Here is a 17,120-nt window from a genome sequence, read left to right on the forward strand (position 1 = left end):
GAATCGAACGAGTAAATGGAAACGGCTCCATTCGTTATCTGCTCTTCATCATAAAATTCATTAGGAGGAATACAGCATGACAAAAAGAATAGGCTTTATCGGATTAGGCATAATGGGAAAACCTATGGCTTTAAACCTGATTAAAGCAGGACATACGTTAACAGTTAATGATCTTAATCAAGATGCAGTACAAACATTATTGAAAGCGGGTGCAACTGCAGCCGGATCAGCAAGGGAAGCAGCAGAAAACAGTGAAATCATTATCACCATGCTTCCAGCGTCTAAACATGTAAAAGCTGTTGTATTAGGTGACAATGGAATCTTAGCAGGAGCAAAGGAAGGCTCCATTATTATTGATATGAGTTCCATTACGCCTGATGTTTCAAAGGAACTTGCGGCAGAGGCAGCAAAAAGAGGAGTCGGCTTTCTGGATGCACCAGTCAGCGGCGGTGAACCAAAAGCAATTGACGGGACATTAGCCATCATGGTTGGCGGGAAGGAAGAAGTATTTGAAGCTGCTAAACCTGTTCTATTGGACATGGGAAAGGATGTCACATTAGTTGGAGACAGCGGATGCGGGGTTACAGCAAAACTGGCTAACCAAATCATTGTAAACCTTAACATTGCTGCGATGTCTGAAGCGCTAATATTAGCAGCAAAGGCAGGCATTGATATTGAAAAAATGTATAAAGCGATCAGAAGCGGATTAGCAGGCAGTGCTGTACTCGATGCAAAGGTTCCATTAATTCTGGAAAGAAATTTTGCTCCTGGCGGTACAATTGCCATCAATATGAAGGATATTACAAATGTAATGGATACAGCTCATGAAATTGGTGTACCGCTTCCGTTATCAAGCCAGCTATTAGAAATCTTTCATGCATTAAAGGTTGATGGCAAGCTAATGGATGACCACGGCGGTATCGTTAAATATTATGAAAAGCTTGCAAATGTAGAAGTAAGGGGTGGTTCTAATCAATGAGTAAAAATAAAAGATTAGCAGAAGAAGTTTTTAACAGAATACCATCTGTTGATACCGCCATCGTGAATGAAATGATAGAAAAGGAACTTAAAAGCTTAAATAAAAAAATAATCGTACTTGATGATGATCCAACTGGTGTTCAAACCGTACATGGGATTTCGGTTTATACAGATTGGACGTTGAACAGCATCGAAGAAGGATTTAGAGAAGAAAACTCCATGTTTTTTATTCTAACGAACTCACGCGGATTTACAGCTGCAGAAACAGATCAAGTTCATCAAGAAATAGCAGCTAATATTGTCCAAGCAGCAAAGAAGTTCAATCGTGAATTTATCATAATCAGCCGAGGTGACTCTACATTAAGAGGCCATTATCCGTTAGAAACGAAAGTATTACAAGAAACGGTTGAAGCAAATTCTGATTGTAAGTTTGACGGTGAAGTCATCCTGCCGTTTTTTAAAGAAGGAGGACGCTTCACAATTGATAATATCCACTATGTTCAATATGATGAACAGTTAGTCCCGGCAGGCGAAACTGAATTTGCGAAAGACCGTACATTTGGTTATACAAAATCACATTTAGGTGAATGGGCAGAGGAAAAATCTCAAGGTGAATACAAAGCTGAGAAAATGACCTATATTTCCCTTGAAAGTCTTCGTTCTCTTGATATTGAAACGATTGAACAGCAACTGATGAACATGAAAAATTTTAATAAAGTCATTGTCAATGCAGTTGATTATGTGGATGTAAAAGTATTTGCCATTGCATTAATTAGAGCTATCAATAAAGGGAAAAACTTTCTATTTAGAAGTGCGGCCGCTCTGACAAAAGTAATTGGAGGTATTAGTGACAAATCTTTACTTTCCCGCGAGGAACTGATGAGTGATGAGACAGCAAATGGCGGACTTGTCATTATTGGTTCGCATGTTAAGAAGACAACAGAACAGTTTGAAGAATTAAAGAAAGCGGATGCAGTTGAGTTTATTGAATTTAATGTTCACCTTGTATTAGAACCTGAAAAATTTGAAAAAGAACTTGATCGGGTTGTTGAAACGACAAATCAATTAATCTCGAAGGGGAAAAATGTCGCCGTTTATACAAGAAGGGAAAGGCTTGATCTTGGTGAGGGAAAAAAAGAAGAGGAGTTAAAGCTATCTGTAAAAATATCCGATGCTGTAACAAGTATCGTGAAAAGATTAGAAGCAAGACCTTCTTTCATTATTGCTAAAGGCGGAATCACATCAAGTGATATTGGAACAAAAGGTCTTGAAGTCAAAAGAGCGACGGTAGCAGGACAAATTAGACCTGGAATTCCAGTTTGGACAACAGGCAGTGAAAGCAAGTTCCCCGGGATTTCGTATGTTATCTTCCCTGGAAACGTAGGGACAAAGACTGATCTGAGAGAAGTTGTTGAACAGCTAAGCTAATAAAAAATTTGAACGTAGTAAGACAATCCTAGAGGTGTTAGTGTCCAAGCCTCTAGGGGCTTAATCAGAAATGGGACAATAATCAAAAAAGTTTTGTATGTACGTATTTCTAAAAAGGTTGATTTAAGTAAGGAGTCTGCACTTTCAGCACTGAATTTTGAGTCAGTAAGAAAAAAGGATTTAATGTAGACGCCTTATAATGTTTAACCTCTTTTATTATCCAAATAGGAGGAATGAAAAATGCCGATTATTTCAGTTACGATAGGGGTAGCTTTATTATTACTATTAATGATGACGTTTAAATTAAACGCTTTCGTAGCATTGCTTCTTGTTTCCCTCGTTGTAGGAATTCTTGAAGGAATGACTCCGATAGAGGCAGTAGAATCGATTGAAGCCGGATTAGGCGGAACACTTGGACATCTTACGATGATTATTATCTTTGGAGGTATCCTTGGAAAGTTAATGACCGATTCTGGTGGTGCACAGCAAATAGCGACAACCATGATTAATGCATTCGGTGAAAAGAAAATTCAACTTGCAGCTGTCATAACTGCGGCTGTTGTTGGAATCGCTTTATTCTTTGAAACTGGGGTTGTTGTTCTCATTCCGTTAGTGTTTACAATTGCAGCAGCAGCAGGAGTGCCTGTCCTTTATATTGGGATGCCGGTTATTGCTGCATTAATTACAATGCATGGATTTGTCCCTCCACACCCAGGGCCAACTGCGATAGCAAACGTGTTTGGGGCGAATATTGGTTTAACGTTAATCCTGGGAATAATCATTGCAATCCCTGCTTTTATTCTTGCAGGTCCGGTTTATGTTAAATTCTTTAAGAAAGAATCATTAGAAATCGATATTCCAAAAGGATTATTTAACCCTAAGGAATTTAAAGAAGAAGAACTACCTAGCTTTGGGATTAGTATTTTTACAGCACTTTTACCTGTTATTCTTATTGCTTTACAAGCATGTGTACAAATTTTCGCACCAAATTCAGCGATTGCACCGGTAACTGACTTTATAGGAAATGCCAATATTGCCCTTTTCATTTCTGTCATTGTTGCATTCTTTACGTTTGGTCTAAACTTAGGTAAAAAAATGCCAGAAATTATGCAGTCTCTTACTGATTCTGTCAGCGGAATCGCGATGATCTTATTAATCATTGCTGCAGGCGGAGCATTCAAACAGGTACTTGTAGACAGCCACATTGACAAATATATTTCTGATATCATGGCAGGCTCTACTCTTTCGCCGCTGCTTTTAACTTGGCTAATCGCTGCCATTCTCAGGGTAGCAGTAGGTTCTGCAACAGTAGCTGGTATGACCGCAGCTGGAATTGCCGCACCTCTTGTCGCTGCAACTGGGGCAAGCCCAGAGTTGATGGTATTAGCTGCAGGTGCTGGAAGTGTTACCTTCTCACACGTAAATGATGCAGGCTTCTGGATTTATAAAGAATACTTTAACCTTTCCATTGGCCAGACAATTAAAACTTGGTCTGTTATGGTAACCATTATTTCTTTAGTTGGACTTGCCGGTGTCATAATCCTTGATATGTTTATTTAGAGTAAGAAACCTGAGGAGTTCACTTTTTTGAAGCTTCGTTTACGAGGCCAATGAAAAGAAGGTAAAATGGCTGTCCGCGGTATCACTAATTTTCTTTCATAAAGAGGCGCTTTCCTTTTAAAGGGAAGCGCCTTATTTTTTCACCACTATGTATTTATTGCAGGATCGGCTGGATTCTGACATATTAGGAGTAAAATATGGAATGATAGGTATATGGGTAAAAATTAGCATATGCTATCCCTTCGAAATCAGTTTCTTACACTACTAAAATAAAAAGAAAAGTATCATATATGATACTCTTCCTGAAAATCCGTTCTTTTCTAATCCTTTTTACATGTACTTTATTTCTTATTTTCTCATTGACGATTCGTTAAATTTTTTTAACAGCTCCCCGAACCATTTACATTCCTCATCAGACCATTCGCTTAGAACTTCTGTTAACCTGCCCAATCGAGCCTGCTTATTTTCGAATAATATCTTTGTTCCCGAATCTGTAATCTGGTAAAAATAAGCTCTTCCATCTGTTGGATCAGGTACTTTGCTCACATATCCCTTTTGCTCAAGTGCTGCAGCTTGTCTGCTGACTGTGGAGATATCCAGTTGAAATTCATTGGCCAAAGCTTTAACTCCAGAAGAACCATCTACGTATAATTGATGTAATAAAAGATAAGCAGAGCGGTCTACAAGCCAATTTCGTTTATCTGATGTAATCGATGTGAGACGGCGAACCATTACAGCAATTTCAAGCTCAATTGTTTCCAGTGAATGTTGATTATTCATTTCTTTACCACCTTAAAAATGCTCTATAGTTAAATGATAACCTACTGCAGTGGATTGTCAATTTTAGCTAAGATTCTTATTGGGAAGGAGCAGTATTTTACAACTATATAGTTGTATGGTACAATTATTTAGTTGTATCATACAACTAAATGAATATTTTTTTGAATAAGTAAACTTAAGTGTTCAACTTTTACCGCCTTTAGGAGGTGAACTGTATAAGCCCGCGATAGTATGAGCAGCTATTCTATAAAGAGATAAAGTGCAGGATACTGTAAGGTCGTCATGATCATATTAGCGGCTTCCTTTGGGAGTAATGAAAAAATGAAATCAATGCTTATATAAGTTATGAAGACAAATTATGTAATTGCAATCATTGTTAACATCGAGCACTTGATTTCTCTGAGAAAAGGAAATAGGAAGGAGAGAAATAGATGGCATCTACTACTCAAAATGCTTCAACTCTAAATAGCAACACAAATCCATTAATTCCTGAAGAGGGGAGTCTTCTTCAGCAGCCTAAGGCTGTCTGGGCAGTTTTTTTCGCTTGCATTATTGCTTTTATGGGTCTGGGTCTTGTTGACCCAATTTTGCCTGCCATTGCTGAGCAATTAGATGCAACTCATAGTCAAGTAACCTTACTTTTCACAAGCTACAATGCTGTCATGGCGGTAGCTATGCTAATTACCGGCATGATTTCATCAAGGGTTGGAATAAAATGGACATTGCTTGCTGGTATTGTCATTATTGCGATATTTTCAGCACTTGGTGGATTTTCAAGCGACATCTGGGCACTTGTTGGACTGCGGGGTGGATGGGGCCTAGGAAACGCATTGTTTGTTGCTACAGCTTTGGCAGCTATTGTCTCTCTGTCAAATAGCGGAACCGCCAAAGCAATTATTTTGTATGAGGCAGCAATCGGACTGGGAATTTCAGTTGGACCATTGCTTGGCGGCTGGTTGGGAGCAATGTCCTGGAGGGGCCCGTTTCTCGGTGTTGCGGCACTAATGGTTATTGCCTTTATTGGGCTTTCTATTTTAATGCCTAAATCCCATTCAAAAAATACTGCAAAATCGAAAACATCTTTAATGGATCCGTTCAGAGCTTTGAAACACCGTTCTCTTTTGGTTTTTGGTATTGCAGCAGCTTTATATAACTTTGGATTTTTTACTTTATTGGCTTATGCTCCTTTTGTTATGGGATTAGATGAGCATGGCTTAGGCCTTGTGTTCCTTGGATGGGGAATTTTACTTGCTGTAACATCTGTTTTCATGGCACCAAAGCTAGGCGAATGGTTTGGAACAATAAAATCGATGAGTATCATGTTGATCTTATTTGCATTGCTTTTAGGTGCAATGGGGATATGGACATCGACACAATGGGTAGTTATTGCATCCGTTATTCTTGCTGGTGCATTATTGGGGAATAACAACACATTAATTACGACTGCGGTTATGAATGCTGCACCTGTCGAACGATCCACGGCATCTGCCGCATACAGCTTCCTTCGCTTTATTGGAGGAGCTATTGCTCCATTTATGGCAGGCAAACTTGCGGAAATATACAACCCAAGTGTACCTTTCATTGTTGGCGCAGTGTTCGTCCTTATTTCAGTCGTATTTATTTGGTTCAATTATAAGCATGTAAATCATGTTGATTCTGTTGAATCAGCTCATTAAATAAAAAGGAGGGTCTGCCAACTGGCAGATCCTCTTGTTTTTCAGGAAAAATGATAAGGAAGCAGGTAATAAGACTTTTCAAAAAATCCAGAGATATCCTTGAGTATCTAATCACTGGGAGGCGGTAGCTTTACACGATCGTTAAAAACAGCAAATGTGTTTTTCCAGATACTCTGACTTTGTTCTAAAAATAGTAAATAGTGGGTATTTTTTATTGACTAAACGTTCATTCAATAGTAAGATGAAATTGTTAATGAAAGGAAATTCAGAAATAAAAGGAGGAATTGTCTTGGATTTATATTACGAGATTCATGGTGAAGGCCATCCCGTTGTGCTTATTCATAGCGGTGGTGCCGATTTGCGGCAATGGTCGATTTTAGCCCCTCTCCTAGCAGAGAATTATAAAGTCATTAGCTATGATGGACGCGGTGCAGGTAAGTCCCCATCCCCAAATGAATATGCAGACTATATAGAAGATTTACGATCTTTAATGGATGATCTTAACCTCAATAAAGCTACGTTGATTGGCCATAATATAGGCGGCCAGATTGCAACTGATTTTGCCCTTGTTTACCCGGAAAGAGTTACACAACTTGTATTAATCACCCCTTCTTTAACAGGTTTCCGCTATTCGCAAGAGGCTGAGCAATATATCAAAAATGTTATAGATGCAGCTCCTCAAATAGATAAAATGATCGATGTTTTTCTAAATACTCCAGCCTATCAAGCCGTTTCGGACAGTCCGCAAAGAGAACTCATAATTGAAATGCTCAGACACCATATGCAGCGAATGTTAAAATGGCCGGTTTTTAAAACAATTTGGCCTGAACCTCCTTCGATTGATCGTTTACAAGATTTAAAACCCAAAACATTATATATCATAGGGCTTAATGAGGAATTAGCTGACCATTTTGTTATTGCAGATTATTTTAAAAAGGTTCCGAATATCCAATTCATTGAAATAGAAGACGCCAATCATATAATGATAGCTCTCACACATCCTGAACAGTTACATCAGGAAATAACTGCTTTTATGGAGGAATGCAAGCAAAATGCCAAGAACACCTGAAGAGAATGATCGTATTCGCCAACTTTCAAAGAAAAAAATTCGTCATGCTGCAATGGAGCTGTTTATCAAAAAGGGATATTATGCGACTTCTATTCAGGAGATTGCAAAACAAGCAGGTATCTCTAAAGGCTTACTCTACAATTATTATAAGGGTAAAGAAGAACTGCTCTCTGAAATGGTTCATACAAGAATCATGGAAGTAATTGAAGTAATGGAGGGGGCCTCCGCTTTTGAGACACCGGGTGAACAGCTTGAACATATTATCAAAGGGGCGATAGATAATATTCATCAAAATCCGGATGTGCATCGCTTCTACCTGCACTTACAAACCCAGCCCCTCGATGACAAAGAACTGATTAAATATAGTAAACTGATTATCCAAGAAAATGCCCGAATGTTCGAAGTACAATGTGAAATCTTTGAAAAGCTCGGATTAAAGGATCCTAGGCAGCGCTCTTTATATTTTTCATCGGTGCTGCAGGGTATTATGCTAATGCTATCTACTTATCCGGCGATATTTCCAGTAGAAGAAATAAAGAAACAAATGATTAGCGAGTTTTGTCGTTAATGGCCTGAATGTTTGCAGAACAAGCAAAATTGTCCCATCGACATAGATGAGGAATATAGGGAGATGAATAAAATGTTTCAGACCTTAGATCAATTTAGTGACATTTGGAATGCCGAAAGTGCTTCTACACAAAGTCTTATGATTAACCTCACTGATGATTCTTTAGCTCAAGAAGTGTTACCCGGCCACTGGACATTAGGAAGGATAGCTTGGCATATTGTAACAGCAATTGGCGTAATAGCATCGAGAACCGGCCTTTCAGTCGACATACCTGATCAAGATTTTCCTGTCCCTGCTTCTTCAGCCTTTATTTCTGCCAGTTATCAACAAGCAAGCAATGCTATCGTTCAAGCGATAAAATTGCAATGGAACAATAAATCTCTTTATGAAGTCCATACTATTTTTGGGCAAACCATGTCAAAGGGGGACTTATTGACCTTCTTAGTCGCACATCAAATACATCATCGTGGACAAATGACGATCCTAATGCGTCAAGCAGGATTAACCGTTCCAGGTCTTTATGGGCCGGCAAAGGAAGAATGGGCGAATATGGGGATGGAAGCTCCTAAAATGTAAATTTATCAAAGTCAGTTAAAAGAAAAGTGAACTTTTCATTTAGCATTTATTATATGAGAGAATTCAAATCAATTAAATAAAGAAAAAAATTCAATGAAGGACAATGGGTGCACGTTTGTCATTTTATTCTTTTTGATTCCTGAAAGATAAAATCGTTGTTTTCAATGCAGCGTAAGAACCAATAGCAGCATATCCATAAAACCAGCCCATAAAAAGACCTGCGAATAAAGTCGTGGCGATGGCTGATAAAAATTGAAATGCATAAACCTATAATAAGAGCAATGGTTGGAACGTATTTTTCTTTACTTTAAAGAATCGTTTTATCAGTTGAGTTATGACCATGACTAATGGAACGGCAATTACAGCATCCCAAAAATTTGTTTGGATTGTAGGGAAGTCCAAGTCGAACACACCTTTTAAATTTTATTATGCACAATAGAATAAGAGTGTATAACTTCTGTTTTTAACCTTGCTATAATTGAAAAAATGAAGTGCCGGATTTGATAATGGAGAAAAGTTTTTATTTGACGATTTGGGAAATAATCTGGGGGAATATCAGCAAACGCAGGCAATTCACTAATTCTTATCCAGTTTTTTCATAAGCTGTATCAAAAAAAGCCAACCTCTAAAAGGCTGGCCTTATTTTAATCTATATATTAAGTCTTTCAATCTAACTAAAATAATACTTTTTTCCTCACTTTGGATTTCAAATAAATTATTTTCGTGTTCAAAAAACACGAAATGGATCCGGCTTTTATAAATTACTTTCTGGCCAAATTTAATGGTAATCATCCTTATTTTATGATTTAAAATCCAACTTTCAAACTATTCATGATGGTAATTGGGTTAACTATAACACAAATTAGTTGTATATGAAAGCGATTAATCCAAAGGCAATTCACTGTTATTATAGTAGGGCTTTTTCAAAATAAGGATGTGTGTGTATGAACCATGCCTCACATCCTTATCCGTATATAAAGCCTTATAGTCGTTAAAATTCGTTGAGTAAGAACATATTTAATACACATAATGTGAGATAAAATCAAATGTCATTATCTTTAAAAGGAAGGTCACTAAGAAATAGTGCTTCACTTAAGAGTTTAATATCACTATAAATTTGTTCTTTAATTTTATGATTCTTACATTTGTAATAATCATCTGTCATTCGTTTGAGTTCGTGACAAAGAAGCTCGATTGGAATCATGATAACTATCCTTTCAAGGTATTTTATTAACCACTAAACAATTATGCAACAATGCATGATGAAATGAAAGGATTTTGATTTGCAAAAAATGTCAAGATTAATAGCAGCATAAAGTAAAGACTATAAGAATTGAAGAATTAAGAACTGATTTTGAGTCTTTTTTTTTGTTATTAATCAATTAAATAAAAGTTTACTTTACAATAAAATGGTATAATTTAGAAAAGATGTTAGTGGTGAATGGATAGGTTTCTTTATCCTCATTATTAGCATTGTTTGATTTACCAAATTGAGAAATCAAATTTGAACAATTATGAACAAAATGACACGGCACGAAAAGCCAACTATTGGACAGCCATCCTTTGGGTTCCGTATTTTGTGCTTTTTATCTATCTAATCGCATATCAATTCCCGATAACATATGAAGGGGACTCTCTAACTCCTGTAACAGTCTTATTAGTAATAGGAGCATTGATTGGATTTCCTCTTTATATTCTGGTTATCAATTTCTTTGGTTTCGTAAGTGATGACAAACCGCATTCTCAAAAGGAAAATGAGGATGTATGAGGCATCGAATTTTGTGAACCTCAAATAAAAACTTAGGTGAAAAAGGTATCCCACAATATTTCGTGATGAAAATCTTAGGAGGGATTAATTATGGCAAAGTACTTTTCGAAAATGTTATCTGAGCATCAAAAATTTATAAAGGAACAGCATATGTTTTTTGTTGCAACAGCACCTTTGGATGCGGAGGGGCATGTGAACCTTTCTCCAAAAGGATATGATACTTTTCGCATCTTATCATCAACAGAAGTTGCATATTTAGACCTTACTGGGAGCGGCAACGAAACAAGCGGACATATTACTGAAAATGCCCGGATCACATTTATGTTTTGTGCATTTGAAGGACCGCCATTGATCTTGCGCTTATATGGTTCAGGAAAAGTGATTCTGCCTGACACTGAAGAATGGGAGCAGCTGAACGGTCATTTTACATTGATGCCCGGGGCGAGACAAATCATATTAGCAAAAATTCATAAAGTCCAAACCTCTTGCGGTTATAGTATCCCCTACATGACTTACTCCAGTGAACGCGAGACATTGAATCGGTCTAATATGAAGAAAGAAGATAAAGCGGAACTAGAACAGTACATACGTGAGAAAAATTCCTCCACCATTGATGGCATTGTAACACCATTAGGGAAAAAATTATCAAATACGCAAAAAACACCCAAAAATACAGGAGAGTTTAATGAAAAGTAAATTAATAGTCATTTTAATAATTGTAATCGCACTGACAGGTATTTATCTTATATTTAATCCAATGGGTGTCTTTGATTTGATCATAAAATAAAAGAACATAATAGAGGCATACTTGGTGACTTTTAGGTAAGTCCGCAGGGCAGCCATTACTCCGATTCCCCATCATGAATCCGATCGTTTTCTAAACCGACTTCGCCATTTAAAAACAAGGAAAATAGTTACTGTACAGCACAAGATAATTAAGATGAATTTCAAAAAATGCCCTATTAAATTAATAACATACTGCCATTGATTACCGAACACATAACCGATACCGATAAATGTGGAAACCCATAAGAATGCTCCTAGATAGGCATATAAAGCAAAGGTCCGATATGGAACATGTATGATGCCCGCAAAATAGCTGTTAAACTGTCTGACACCAGGCAAGAAGAAACCAAAAAGGAGTATTTTGTTCCCGAATTTTTCATAAGCTTTTCTTGTTTTCTTCAAATGCACCGGCTTTAAAAACAGCCATTTTCCGTACTTTTCGATTAATGGTAAACCCAACTTGTTTCCGATCCAATAAGTAATTGTTATTCCCAGCACCGATCCGGAATATGCGGCAGCAAGTGCTGGCAAAAGATCGAGAACTTTTTTGTAGGATAAATAGCCGGTATAGGCAAGTGTCGAGTTTCCAGGAGGTATCGGTGAAGCAATTAATTCCATTGGCAGACCAATCAATAACACGAAATATCCATATTGAGCAAACAAATGTTCAACTATTTCCATAAATTCTCACATTCCCGCCTGCTTTATTTACGGTCTGGGTCTAATAGAAGGATTACTCATATCTCAAATTAGGTCCAATACTATTATTGTTCGTTCATTATCAGACTTTATACAAGAAAGGTAATCAGGCATAAAGTATTCGGTTTCAATAATCGGCCCCTCAAATTGTGGATGGTTAAGAAACGTAGAGTGATAACTAACTTTCATTGTTATTCTTTATTTACATGTCTTCCCAAGGTTCAAAAGAAAATGGAATGCCGATCATCTTAGCAGTTACCTCGTCGTAAGAAACTAAATCTTTTTTTGACAGCTCTTTTAAAGAGCGTTTTCCCATCGCTCTTAATGCCATTTTCATTTCTTCCGTACTTGAAGTTAAGAATTTCTCAGTTGATTTAACGCCATCTTCCAGTTTAAATTGATCCTTAAATTTCCCTTGATTCCAAACAACTTGCGTAGGCGGTTCAAAAGGCAGTGCTTTAAGACTTTGAGTATGTGAAACTGTAAATAAGATGGCTGAACCTACACATACAGCATCAGCACCTAGTGCGAGGACTTTTAAAAAGTGCCCAGGTATTAAAAGCCCTCCTGAGACAATCAAACTAATTTGCCCCTTCATCTTTCTCTTTTCTAAATGATTAACAGCCCGGACAACCGCATGTAAGGTCGGAATTCCCATATCATCAGCTAAAATAGGCGGAGCACCAAGTGTAGCTGCTTGACCACCGTCAATCGTAATAAAGTCTACGCCTAGGGATAGTAAATGATCAAGATCTTCTTCAATCTTTCCTCCTGCCCCTATTTTTACACCAATAGGAACACCGCCAGTAAAGCCTCGAAGTTCTTCAACAAGCGCCTTTATATCTTCTAATGTTTGATTTTCAATGAAATTATCGTAAATCACGGCTTCTTCATTTTCCTTAAGTCCCATAATCTCTCTTGCACGGCCTGTTAAATTTTTCGGTGAAATTCTCGCGCCAACCCCGAATAGTGCACCTTGCCCTAATTTAATTTCAATCATGTCTGCACGTTTAATAATTTCTTCTTCTTTGGACCAATCTGTTTTAGCAAACTGTAAAATATATTTTCCTGCTTTGTCCAATTCTTCTGGTAAAACTCCGCCTTCACCAGAGTTAATGGCAGTTCCTGCTTTTTTAGCTGCTTCTGCTAATGAAAGCCTCACTTCCTCACTTAGTGCGATTCCAAAGGCCATCCCGCTGATCATGATTGGAATTTTTATTTCCATTGGTTTTTTAGCTTTTGGTCCAATCGTTACCTTCACATCTACATCTTGGTCACCATCAATTGGAAATGGTGTCGTCTGTGCGGGGATAAATGTAATGGGATCCAAATGAGGCCACTTTTTTGAAGAGCCAAGCGGGCGATGAAGAAGGTCGCCTGTTTCAGCACGCAAGCTGTTTTCAAGCATATTTTGAATACCCATATGCCGTAATCCTGGCAGTAGTTCTATAAGGTTTTCTTGGTAACTATCGGTTAATAGAATCTTTCCCATTTGTTTAACCATTCGTTTCATTATCCAACGCCAGCCAACAAGTATGAATAACATAAGGACTATTAAGAGTGCGATCATCGCAAAAGACACATAATATAGGAAGTTCGTCATCATCATTTCTCCACTAATGTTTTTACCATTATTGCCCAAAGGGAAGAAATAATTATCATTTGCTATGAAATTACTCTTTCCGTTACATCGAGGAAAGGTGTCTAAAAGAATAGGTTTAAAATGTTAATCAACGGAAAAACTACAAAAGATCTCTAAGTTGAATCACTTTACTTTGTTACTTTCTTGTAAGGAGGAGGTCAATTATATGAACTTATTAAATGACATCATTCACCGTCCTTTTCCATTACCTTCAAAAAAGTATATAATGCGACAAACTTGGAGAAATCTATTGTTTTTGCATTGGCCGATTCCAATTGAAAAACTGCGACCGCATATTCCTTCTGCATTACAAATTGATACCTTTAATGGCTCCGCATGGTTAGGCATCATTTTATTTGTGATAGATGGAATCTTTCCTTTTGGAGTATCATCCCTTTCCCTAACTCCTAGATTTCCAGAAATCAATGTTAGGACTTATGTTAAATGTAACGGCAAACCCGGTATTTATTTTATGTCTATTGATGTTGGGAACTGGGCATCCTTAAAGATAGCAAAGAAATGGTATCGATTACCTTATCATTCGGCGGAAATCTCTTTTCGGAAAGAAGGACAAACCTTTCATTGCCAGAGCAGACGTAAAGGATACGAACATACACCAATTGTATTTAAAAGCAAATATGTTCCTATATCAGGAGTTTATTTTCCAAAGGAAGGAACGTTGGATCATTGGCTCACCGAACGATATTGTCTTTTTAGTTCTCATAACGGAATCAACATTTATTGCGGTGAAATACACCATCGGCCTTGGCCATTACAAAAAGCAGAAATTGAATTAGGCATTAATACCCTTTTTACACCTTATCAATTTGATCTGTCTGGAGTAAATCCGATCGCTCATTTCTCGACAGGTGTTGATTCGCTGATGTGGAATATAAAGAAAATACAGATCTAGTAAAGCTGGGTCTCAGAATGTAGTTATTCAAAAATCATTTGTTCATTTGAAGAGGTTTAAAAATAATATGATCTTTTTAAGGAGGAGCTTAATGGTTAAGTATAAGAGTAAAGTTGCATTCTCTTTAGCAACAATAATTATTCCTTGGCTTACCGTCCCTTTTATGGGGAAAAGGAATATTATAAGATTTTTACCTGTTGCAAGTTTTGTCAATTTATTTTTAAGTGTATTCAGTCTAATCTGTTATCGGAAAAAATGGTGGAAAACGAATAATCCCTTATCGCCTGGACCTGTAGATTTTACATATATATTAGGACCTTATTTTGTCGCAACACTATGGATCTTTAAATTAACCTATGGGAATTTCCCCAAGTACTTAATAACAAACGCGGTATTGGATTTAATTAATGCATATCCAATGCCTTACATTGGAAATAGATTTGGCATTGTTAAATTTATAAAGATGAAACACACTGTTTGGTATTTTATAAATGTATCCTTGGCAATTATTATCTATGGCTTTCAGTACGTTGTAGAACAATCAATTAGGAAGGCATCTGGTGATAAAAGCATAAAGTTATCAAGTAATAAAAATTAAGATGAGGTTTTTTAAAAAAAGGCCGATTTTACCTATAGTAAGAGGTGAGATCGGACTTTTTATGGTCGAAAAACACTTAACACCTTAGTTCTAAAAATAAAAAAAATTAAACGAATTCATAATCATCTTGCGTAAATTCTTTTTTTGTATTATTATGTGATTGATCAATCACTAACTAATTGGTTTGAATATCTAATTATTGTTAAAGCAGGTGTTTCGTCAGTGTTGAGCCCTAAAAAAGAAAAACGTTTGGAAGAACTACTTGAAGCAGGTTTAGAAGTATTTGCTGAGAAAGGATATTATAATACAACGACTGCACATATTGCAGAAAAGGCTGGAATATCACAACCGTATGTGTTTAAATTTTTTAAAACAAAAGAGGAATTGTTTGTTGCAGCTCTTGAGCGAGCATATGATAGAATCCTCCAAACTTTTAAAAATGTAGATGCAGAACCAGAGCTATTGGTTAGGAAAATGATTGAAGCTTATGAAGAGTTATCTTTATCACATCCTAATGAAATTGCGCTGCAAGTCATTGGACTTTCAATATCAGAAAAAACAATAAGGGAGTCAGCAAAATTAGGTCTTTCTACGATTAGAAATTACATTTTTGAAAGATTTCTTTTAGCGGGTATCCGTAATCCCGAAATGGAAGTAACAACTTTTTTAGCAAGAGGAATACTTTGTAATATATCTTATTATCTCGACTTTCCTGAACTTATTAATGGTAAAGATAAATAACCGAAGTCTCGGTTTTTTATTTAACAAAATAAGTTAGTGATTGATCAATAACTTATTTTGATATGACAGAAATAAAGGGAACGTTTTGTAAATTAAGGAGATGAGAATCTAAAAGTTTCAAATGAGTAAAGACCTTTTTAGTAGTTTTTTTTACCCAAAAGAGTTATTGATCAATCACTAAATAAATGGAGGTTAAAAAGATGAAAAAAGCAATCGTATTAGGAGCAACTGGCGGGACAGGTCAAGTAATGGTATCAGAACTATTATCAAGAGGGATCGAAGTGATTGCATTTGGACGTTCAGAAAATAAATTAAAGGAATTGATCAAAGAACATCATTCTACACCGCAGTTAGCATACAAACTTGGAGATATCTTTGATTATAACACTATTGTAGAAGCAGCCTTTGATGCAGATGTGATTTTTCAATGTGCAAATGTTCAATATCACGAAATGGCCAAAAAACTTCATTTGCTTGGGGAAAGTGTCATGACAGCAGCAAATATTTTAGGCAAAAAAATTGTCATTGTTGATGGCATTTATGTTTATGGACGTCAAACTGGGAAAGGAAATGAAAATCACTTAAAACAGCCTCACACGAAAAAGGGGAAAATTAGGGTGGAATTTGAACATTTGATTTTTGATAAGAAATGGAAGAATGCAAAAGCATTAATAGTAAGGTTGCCTGATTATTATGGGATTACATCGCAAAATTCGTATTTACATCCTACATTAACAGGACTAGCTGCGGATAAACTTTCTATTTTTATAGGGAATTTAAAAACACCGAGGGAATATGTTTATTTACCAGATGCAGCAAAGATGATCGTGGAAATTGCAAGTAGAGATGATTCTTATGGTGAGAATTGGAATATTCCTGGGGCAGGTGTCATTACAGGAAAAGAAATCATAAAAATGGCACGTGAAATAACGAAAAATCGAAAATTAGTGATTCCATTAAACAAACATGCAATACGATTATTGGGCTTGTTTGATCCAATTATGAAAGAAGTAGTGGAAATCATGTATTTAACAGAGGAAGGATTTATTCTGGATGGAGAAAAATATAAAAATCGAATAGGTAAAATTGTCGCAACACCTTATAAGGAAGGACTAGAAAAAACGTTAAAGCTATTAATGAAAAAAAGTAAATCATAAAGGACGATATGATTGTATCTTATCAAAATTTGACGCTTTTCCGAAATAGGTAAAGCGTCTTTATGTTTCTATAGGGATTTTTAAGTCCAGGAGAATATGCATTACTCAAAACCAGGTTAGTTGCGCAGTAATTATACGTTTAACCCCCAAAAAGTTAGGTTATTGTACATTGAGAAATAGT

The 17,120-nt window shown here is 36.5% G+C and carries 16 protein-coding genes and 1 pseudogene; 13 read left to right on the forward strand and 4 right to left on the reverse strand.

Annotated features, from left to right (window positions below):
* The first annotated feature begins 76 nt into the window (after positions 1–76).
* The 3 genes from garR (at position 77) to WQ54_RS06575 (ending at position 3,966) form a co-directional block, all read left to right on the forward strand.
* Positions 77–979 carry a 2-hydroxy-3-oxopropionate reductase gene (gene garR, locus WQ54_RS06565; protein ID WP_046513831.1) on the forward strand — a complete coding sequence of 301 codons (903 nt, stop codon included), beginning with the start codon at positions 77–79 and terminating at the stop codon, positions 977–979.
* Positions 976–2,406: a four-carbon acid sugar kinase family protein gene (locus tag WQ54_RS06570; protein ID WP_046513833.1), complete on the forward strand. Its 1,431-nt coding sequence runs from the start codon at positions 976–978 to the stop codon at positions 2,404–2,406. The genes garR and WQ54_RS06570 overlap by 4 nt, the downstream gene beginning before the upstream one ends.
* 240 nt (positions 2,407–2,646) lie before the next feature.
* A complete protein-coding gene (locus WQ54_RS06575; RefSeq protein ID WP_046513836.1) occupies positions 2,647–3,966 on the forward strand; it encodes a gluconate:H+ symporter in 1,320 nt (439 codons plus the stop codon).
* Positions 3,967–4,314: 348 nt separating this feature from the next.
* Here the strand turns inward: WQ54_RS06575 and WQ54_RS06580 are convergent, their stop codons facing one another.
* Complete coding sequence (locus tag WQ54_RS06580; protein WP_046513839.1) at positions 4,315–4,746, reverse strand: MarR family winged helix-turn-helix transcriptional regulator; 432 nt, start codon at positions 4,744–4,746, stop codon at positions 4,315–4,317.
* 431 nt (positions 4,747–5,177) lie between these two features.
* Between WQ54_RS06580 and WQ54_RS06585 the strand changes: the two genes are divergently transcribed.
* The 4 genes from WQ54_RS06585 to WQ54_RS06600 all read left to right on the forward strand — a co-directional run bounded on the left by WQ54_RS06585 (position 5,178) and on the right by WQ54_RS06600 (position 8,635).
* Positions 5,178–6,422 (forward strand): MFS transporter, encoded by a 1,245-nt coding sequence (locus tag WQ54_RS06585; RefSeq protein WP_046513841.1) that lies wholly within the window; start codon positions 5,178–5,180, stop codon positions 6,420–6,422.
* 289 nt (positions 6,423–6,711) lie between these two features.
* Entirely contained in the window at positions 6,712–7,491 is a 780-nt protein-coding gene (locus tag WQ54_RS06590; protein WP_046514141.1) for an alpha/beta fold hydrolase, read from the forward strand.
* Complete coding sequence (locus WQ54_RS06595; protein WP_046513847.1) at positions 7,475–8,059, forward strand: TetR/AcrR family transcriptional regulator; 585 nt, start codon at positions 7,475–7,477, stop codon at positions 8,057–8,059. Before WQ54_RS06590 ends, WQ54_RS06595 begins: the two co-directional genes overlap by 17 nt.
* A gap of 72 nt (positions 8,060–8,131) precedes the next feature.
* The gene (locus WQ54_RS06600) at positions 8,132–8,635 is read left to right on the forward strand and encodes a DinB family protein (protein WP_046513850.1); all 504 of its coding nucleotides are present in this window, start codon (positions 8,132–8,134) and stop codon (positions 8,633–8,635) included.
* A 123-nt stretch (positions 8,636–8,758) separates the two neighbouring features.
* Here the strand turns inward: WQ54_RS06600 and WQ54_RS06605 are convergent.
* Positions 8,759–9,037, reverse strand: a pseudogene (locus tag WQ54_RS06605) (hypothetical protein).
* 1,102 nt (positions 9,038–10,139) lie between these two features.
* Between WQ54_RS06605 and WQ54_RS06610 the strand changes: the two are divergent.
* Both WQ54_RS06610 and WQ54_RS06615 read left to right on the forward strand, forming a co-directional pair.
* Positions 10,140–10,403: a hypothetical protein gene (locus WQ54_RS06610; RefSeq protein ID WP_052737690.1), complete on the forward strand. Its 264-nt coding sequence runs from the start codon at positions 10,140–10,142 to the stop codon at positions 10,401–10,403.
* 90 nt (positions 10,404–10,493) lie between these two features.
* Entirely contained in the window at positions 10,494–11,099 is a 606-nt protein-coding gene (locus tag WQ54_RS06615; RefSeq protein WP_046513853.1) for a pyridoxamine 5'-phosphate oxidase family protein, read from the forward strand.
* Positions 11,100–11,261: 162 nt separating this feature from the next.
* Here the strand turns inward: WQ54_RS06615 and WQ54_RS06620 are convergent, their stop codons facing one another.
* Together WQ54_RS06620 and WQ54_RS06625 are read right to left on the reverse strand one after the other, a co-directional pair.
* A complete protein-coding gene (locus WQ54_RS06620; protein ID WP_046513855.1) occupies positions 11,262–11,870 on the reverse strand; it encodes a DedA family protein in 609 nt (202 codons plus the stop codon).
* Positions 11,871–12,090: 220 nt separating this feature from the next.
* Positions 12,091–13,491: an FMN-binding glutamate synthase family protein gene (locus WQ54_RS06625; protein ID WP_046513858.1), complete on the reverse strand. Its 1,401-nt coding sequence runs from the start codon at positions 13,489–13,491 to the stop codon at positions 12,091–12,093.
* Between the two features lie 205 nt (positions 13,492–13,696).
* Here WQ54_RS06625 and WQ54_RS06630 point away from each other — a divergent pair, with 205 nt between their 5' ends.
* From WQ54_RS06630 to WQ54_RS06645, 4 genes are all read left to right on the forward strand, one after another.
* Positions 13,697–14,443: a YqjF family protein gene (locus tag WQ54_RS06630; RefSeq protein WP_046513861.1), complete on the forward strand. Its 747-nt coding sequence runs from the start codon at positions 13,697–13,699 to the stop codon at positions 14,441–14,443.
* Between the two features lie 91 nt (positions 14,444–14,534).
* The gene (locus WQ54_RS06635) at positions 14,535–15,041 is read left to right on the forward strand and encodes a hypothetical protein (RefSeq protein ID WP_046513864.1); all 507 of its coding nucleotides are present in this window, start codon (positions 14,535–14,537) and stop codon (positions 15,039–15,041) included.
* A 225-nt stretch (positions 15,042–15,266) separates the two neighbouring features.
* A complete protein-coding gene (locus WQ54_RS06640; RefSeq protein WP_084821869.1) occupies positions 15,267–15,782 on the forward strand; it encodes a TetR/AcrR family transcriptional regulator in 516 nt (171 codons plus the stop codon).
* 200 nt (positions 15,783–15,982) lie between these two features.
* The gene (locus WQ54_RS06645; RefSeq protein ID WP_046513869.1) at positions 15,983–16,939 is read left to right on the forward strand and encodes an SDR family NAD(P)-dependent oxidoreductase; all 957 of its coding nucleotides are present in this window, start codon (positions 15,983–15,985) and stop codon (positions 16,937–16,939) included.
* Positions 16,940–17,120: the final 181 nt, after the last annotated feature.

The organism is Bacillus sp. SA1-12 (assembly GCF_000981385.1).
In the GTDB taxonomy this organism is placed as follows: Bacteria; Bacillota; Bacilli; order Bacillales; family Bacillaceae; genus Metabacillus.

Excerpts from the sequence above, each read along its gene's own strand:
- WQ54_RS06580 (WP_046513839.1), bottom strand. The coding sequence starts at position 4,746 with ATGAATAATCAACATTCACTGGAAACAATTGAGCTTGAAATTGCTGTA.
- WQ54_RS06575 (WP_046513836.1), top strand. The coding sequence starts at position 2,647 with ATGCCGATTATTTCAGTTACGATAGGGGTAGCTTTATTATTACTATTA.
- WQ54_RS06630 (WP_046513861.1), top strand. The coding sequence starts at position 13,697 with ATGAACTTATTAAATGACATCATTCACCGTCCTTTTCCATTACCTTCA.
- WQ54_RS06615 (WP_046513853.1), top strand. The coding sequence starts at position 10,494 with ATGGCAAAGTACTTTTCGAAAATGTTATCTGAGCATCAAAAATTTATA.
- WQ54_RS06585 (WP_046513841.1), top strand. The coding sequence starts at position 5,178 with ATGGCATCTACTACTCAAAATGCTTCAACTCTAAATAGCAACACAAAT.
- WQ54_RS06595 (WP_046513847.1), top strand. The coding sequence starts at position 7,475 with ATGCCAAGAACACCTGAAGAGAATGATCGTATTCGCCAACTTTCAAAG.
- WQ54_RS06620 (WP_046513855.1), bottom strand. The coding sequence starts at position 11,870 with ATGGAAATAGTTGAACATTTGTTTGCTCAATATGGATATTTCGTGTTA.
- WQ54_RS06645 (WP_046513869.1), top strand. The coding sequence starts at position 15,983 with ATGAAAAAAGCAATCGTATTAGGAGCAACTGGCGGGACAGGTCAAGTA.
- WQ54_RS06625 (WP_046513858.1), bottom strand. The coding sequence starts at position 13,491 with ATGACGAACTTCCTATATTATGTGTCTTTTGCGATGATCGCACTCTTA.
- WQ54_RS06570 (WP_046513833.1), top strand. The coding sequence starts at position 976 with ATGAGTAAAAATAAAAGATTAGCAGAAGAAGTTTTTAACAGAATACCA.
- WQ54_RS06600 (WP_046513850.1), top strand. The coding sequence starts at position 8,132 with ATGTTTCAGACCTTAGATCAATTTAGTGACATTTGGAATGCCGAAAGT.
- WQ54_RS06635 (WP_046513864.1), top strand. The coding sequence starts at position 14,535 with ATGGTTAAGTATAAGAGTAAAGTTGCATTCTCTTTAGCAACAATAATT.
- garR (WP_046513831.1), top strand. The coding sequence starts at position 77 with ATGACAAAAAGAATAGGCTTTATCGGATTAGGCATAATGGGAAAACCT.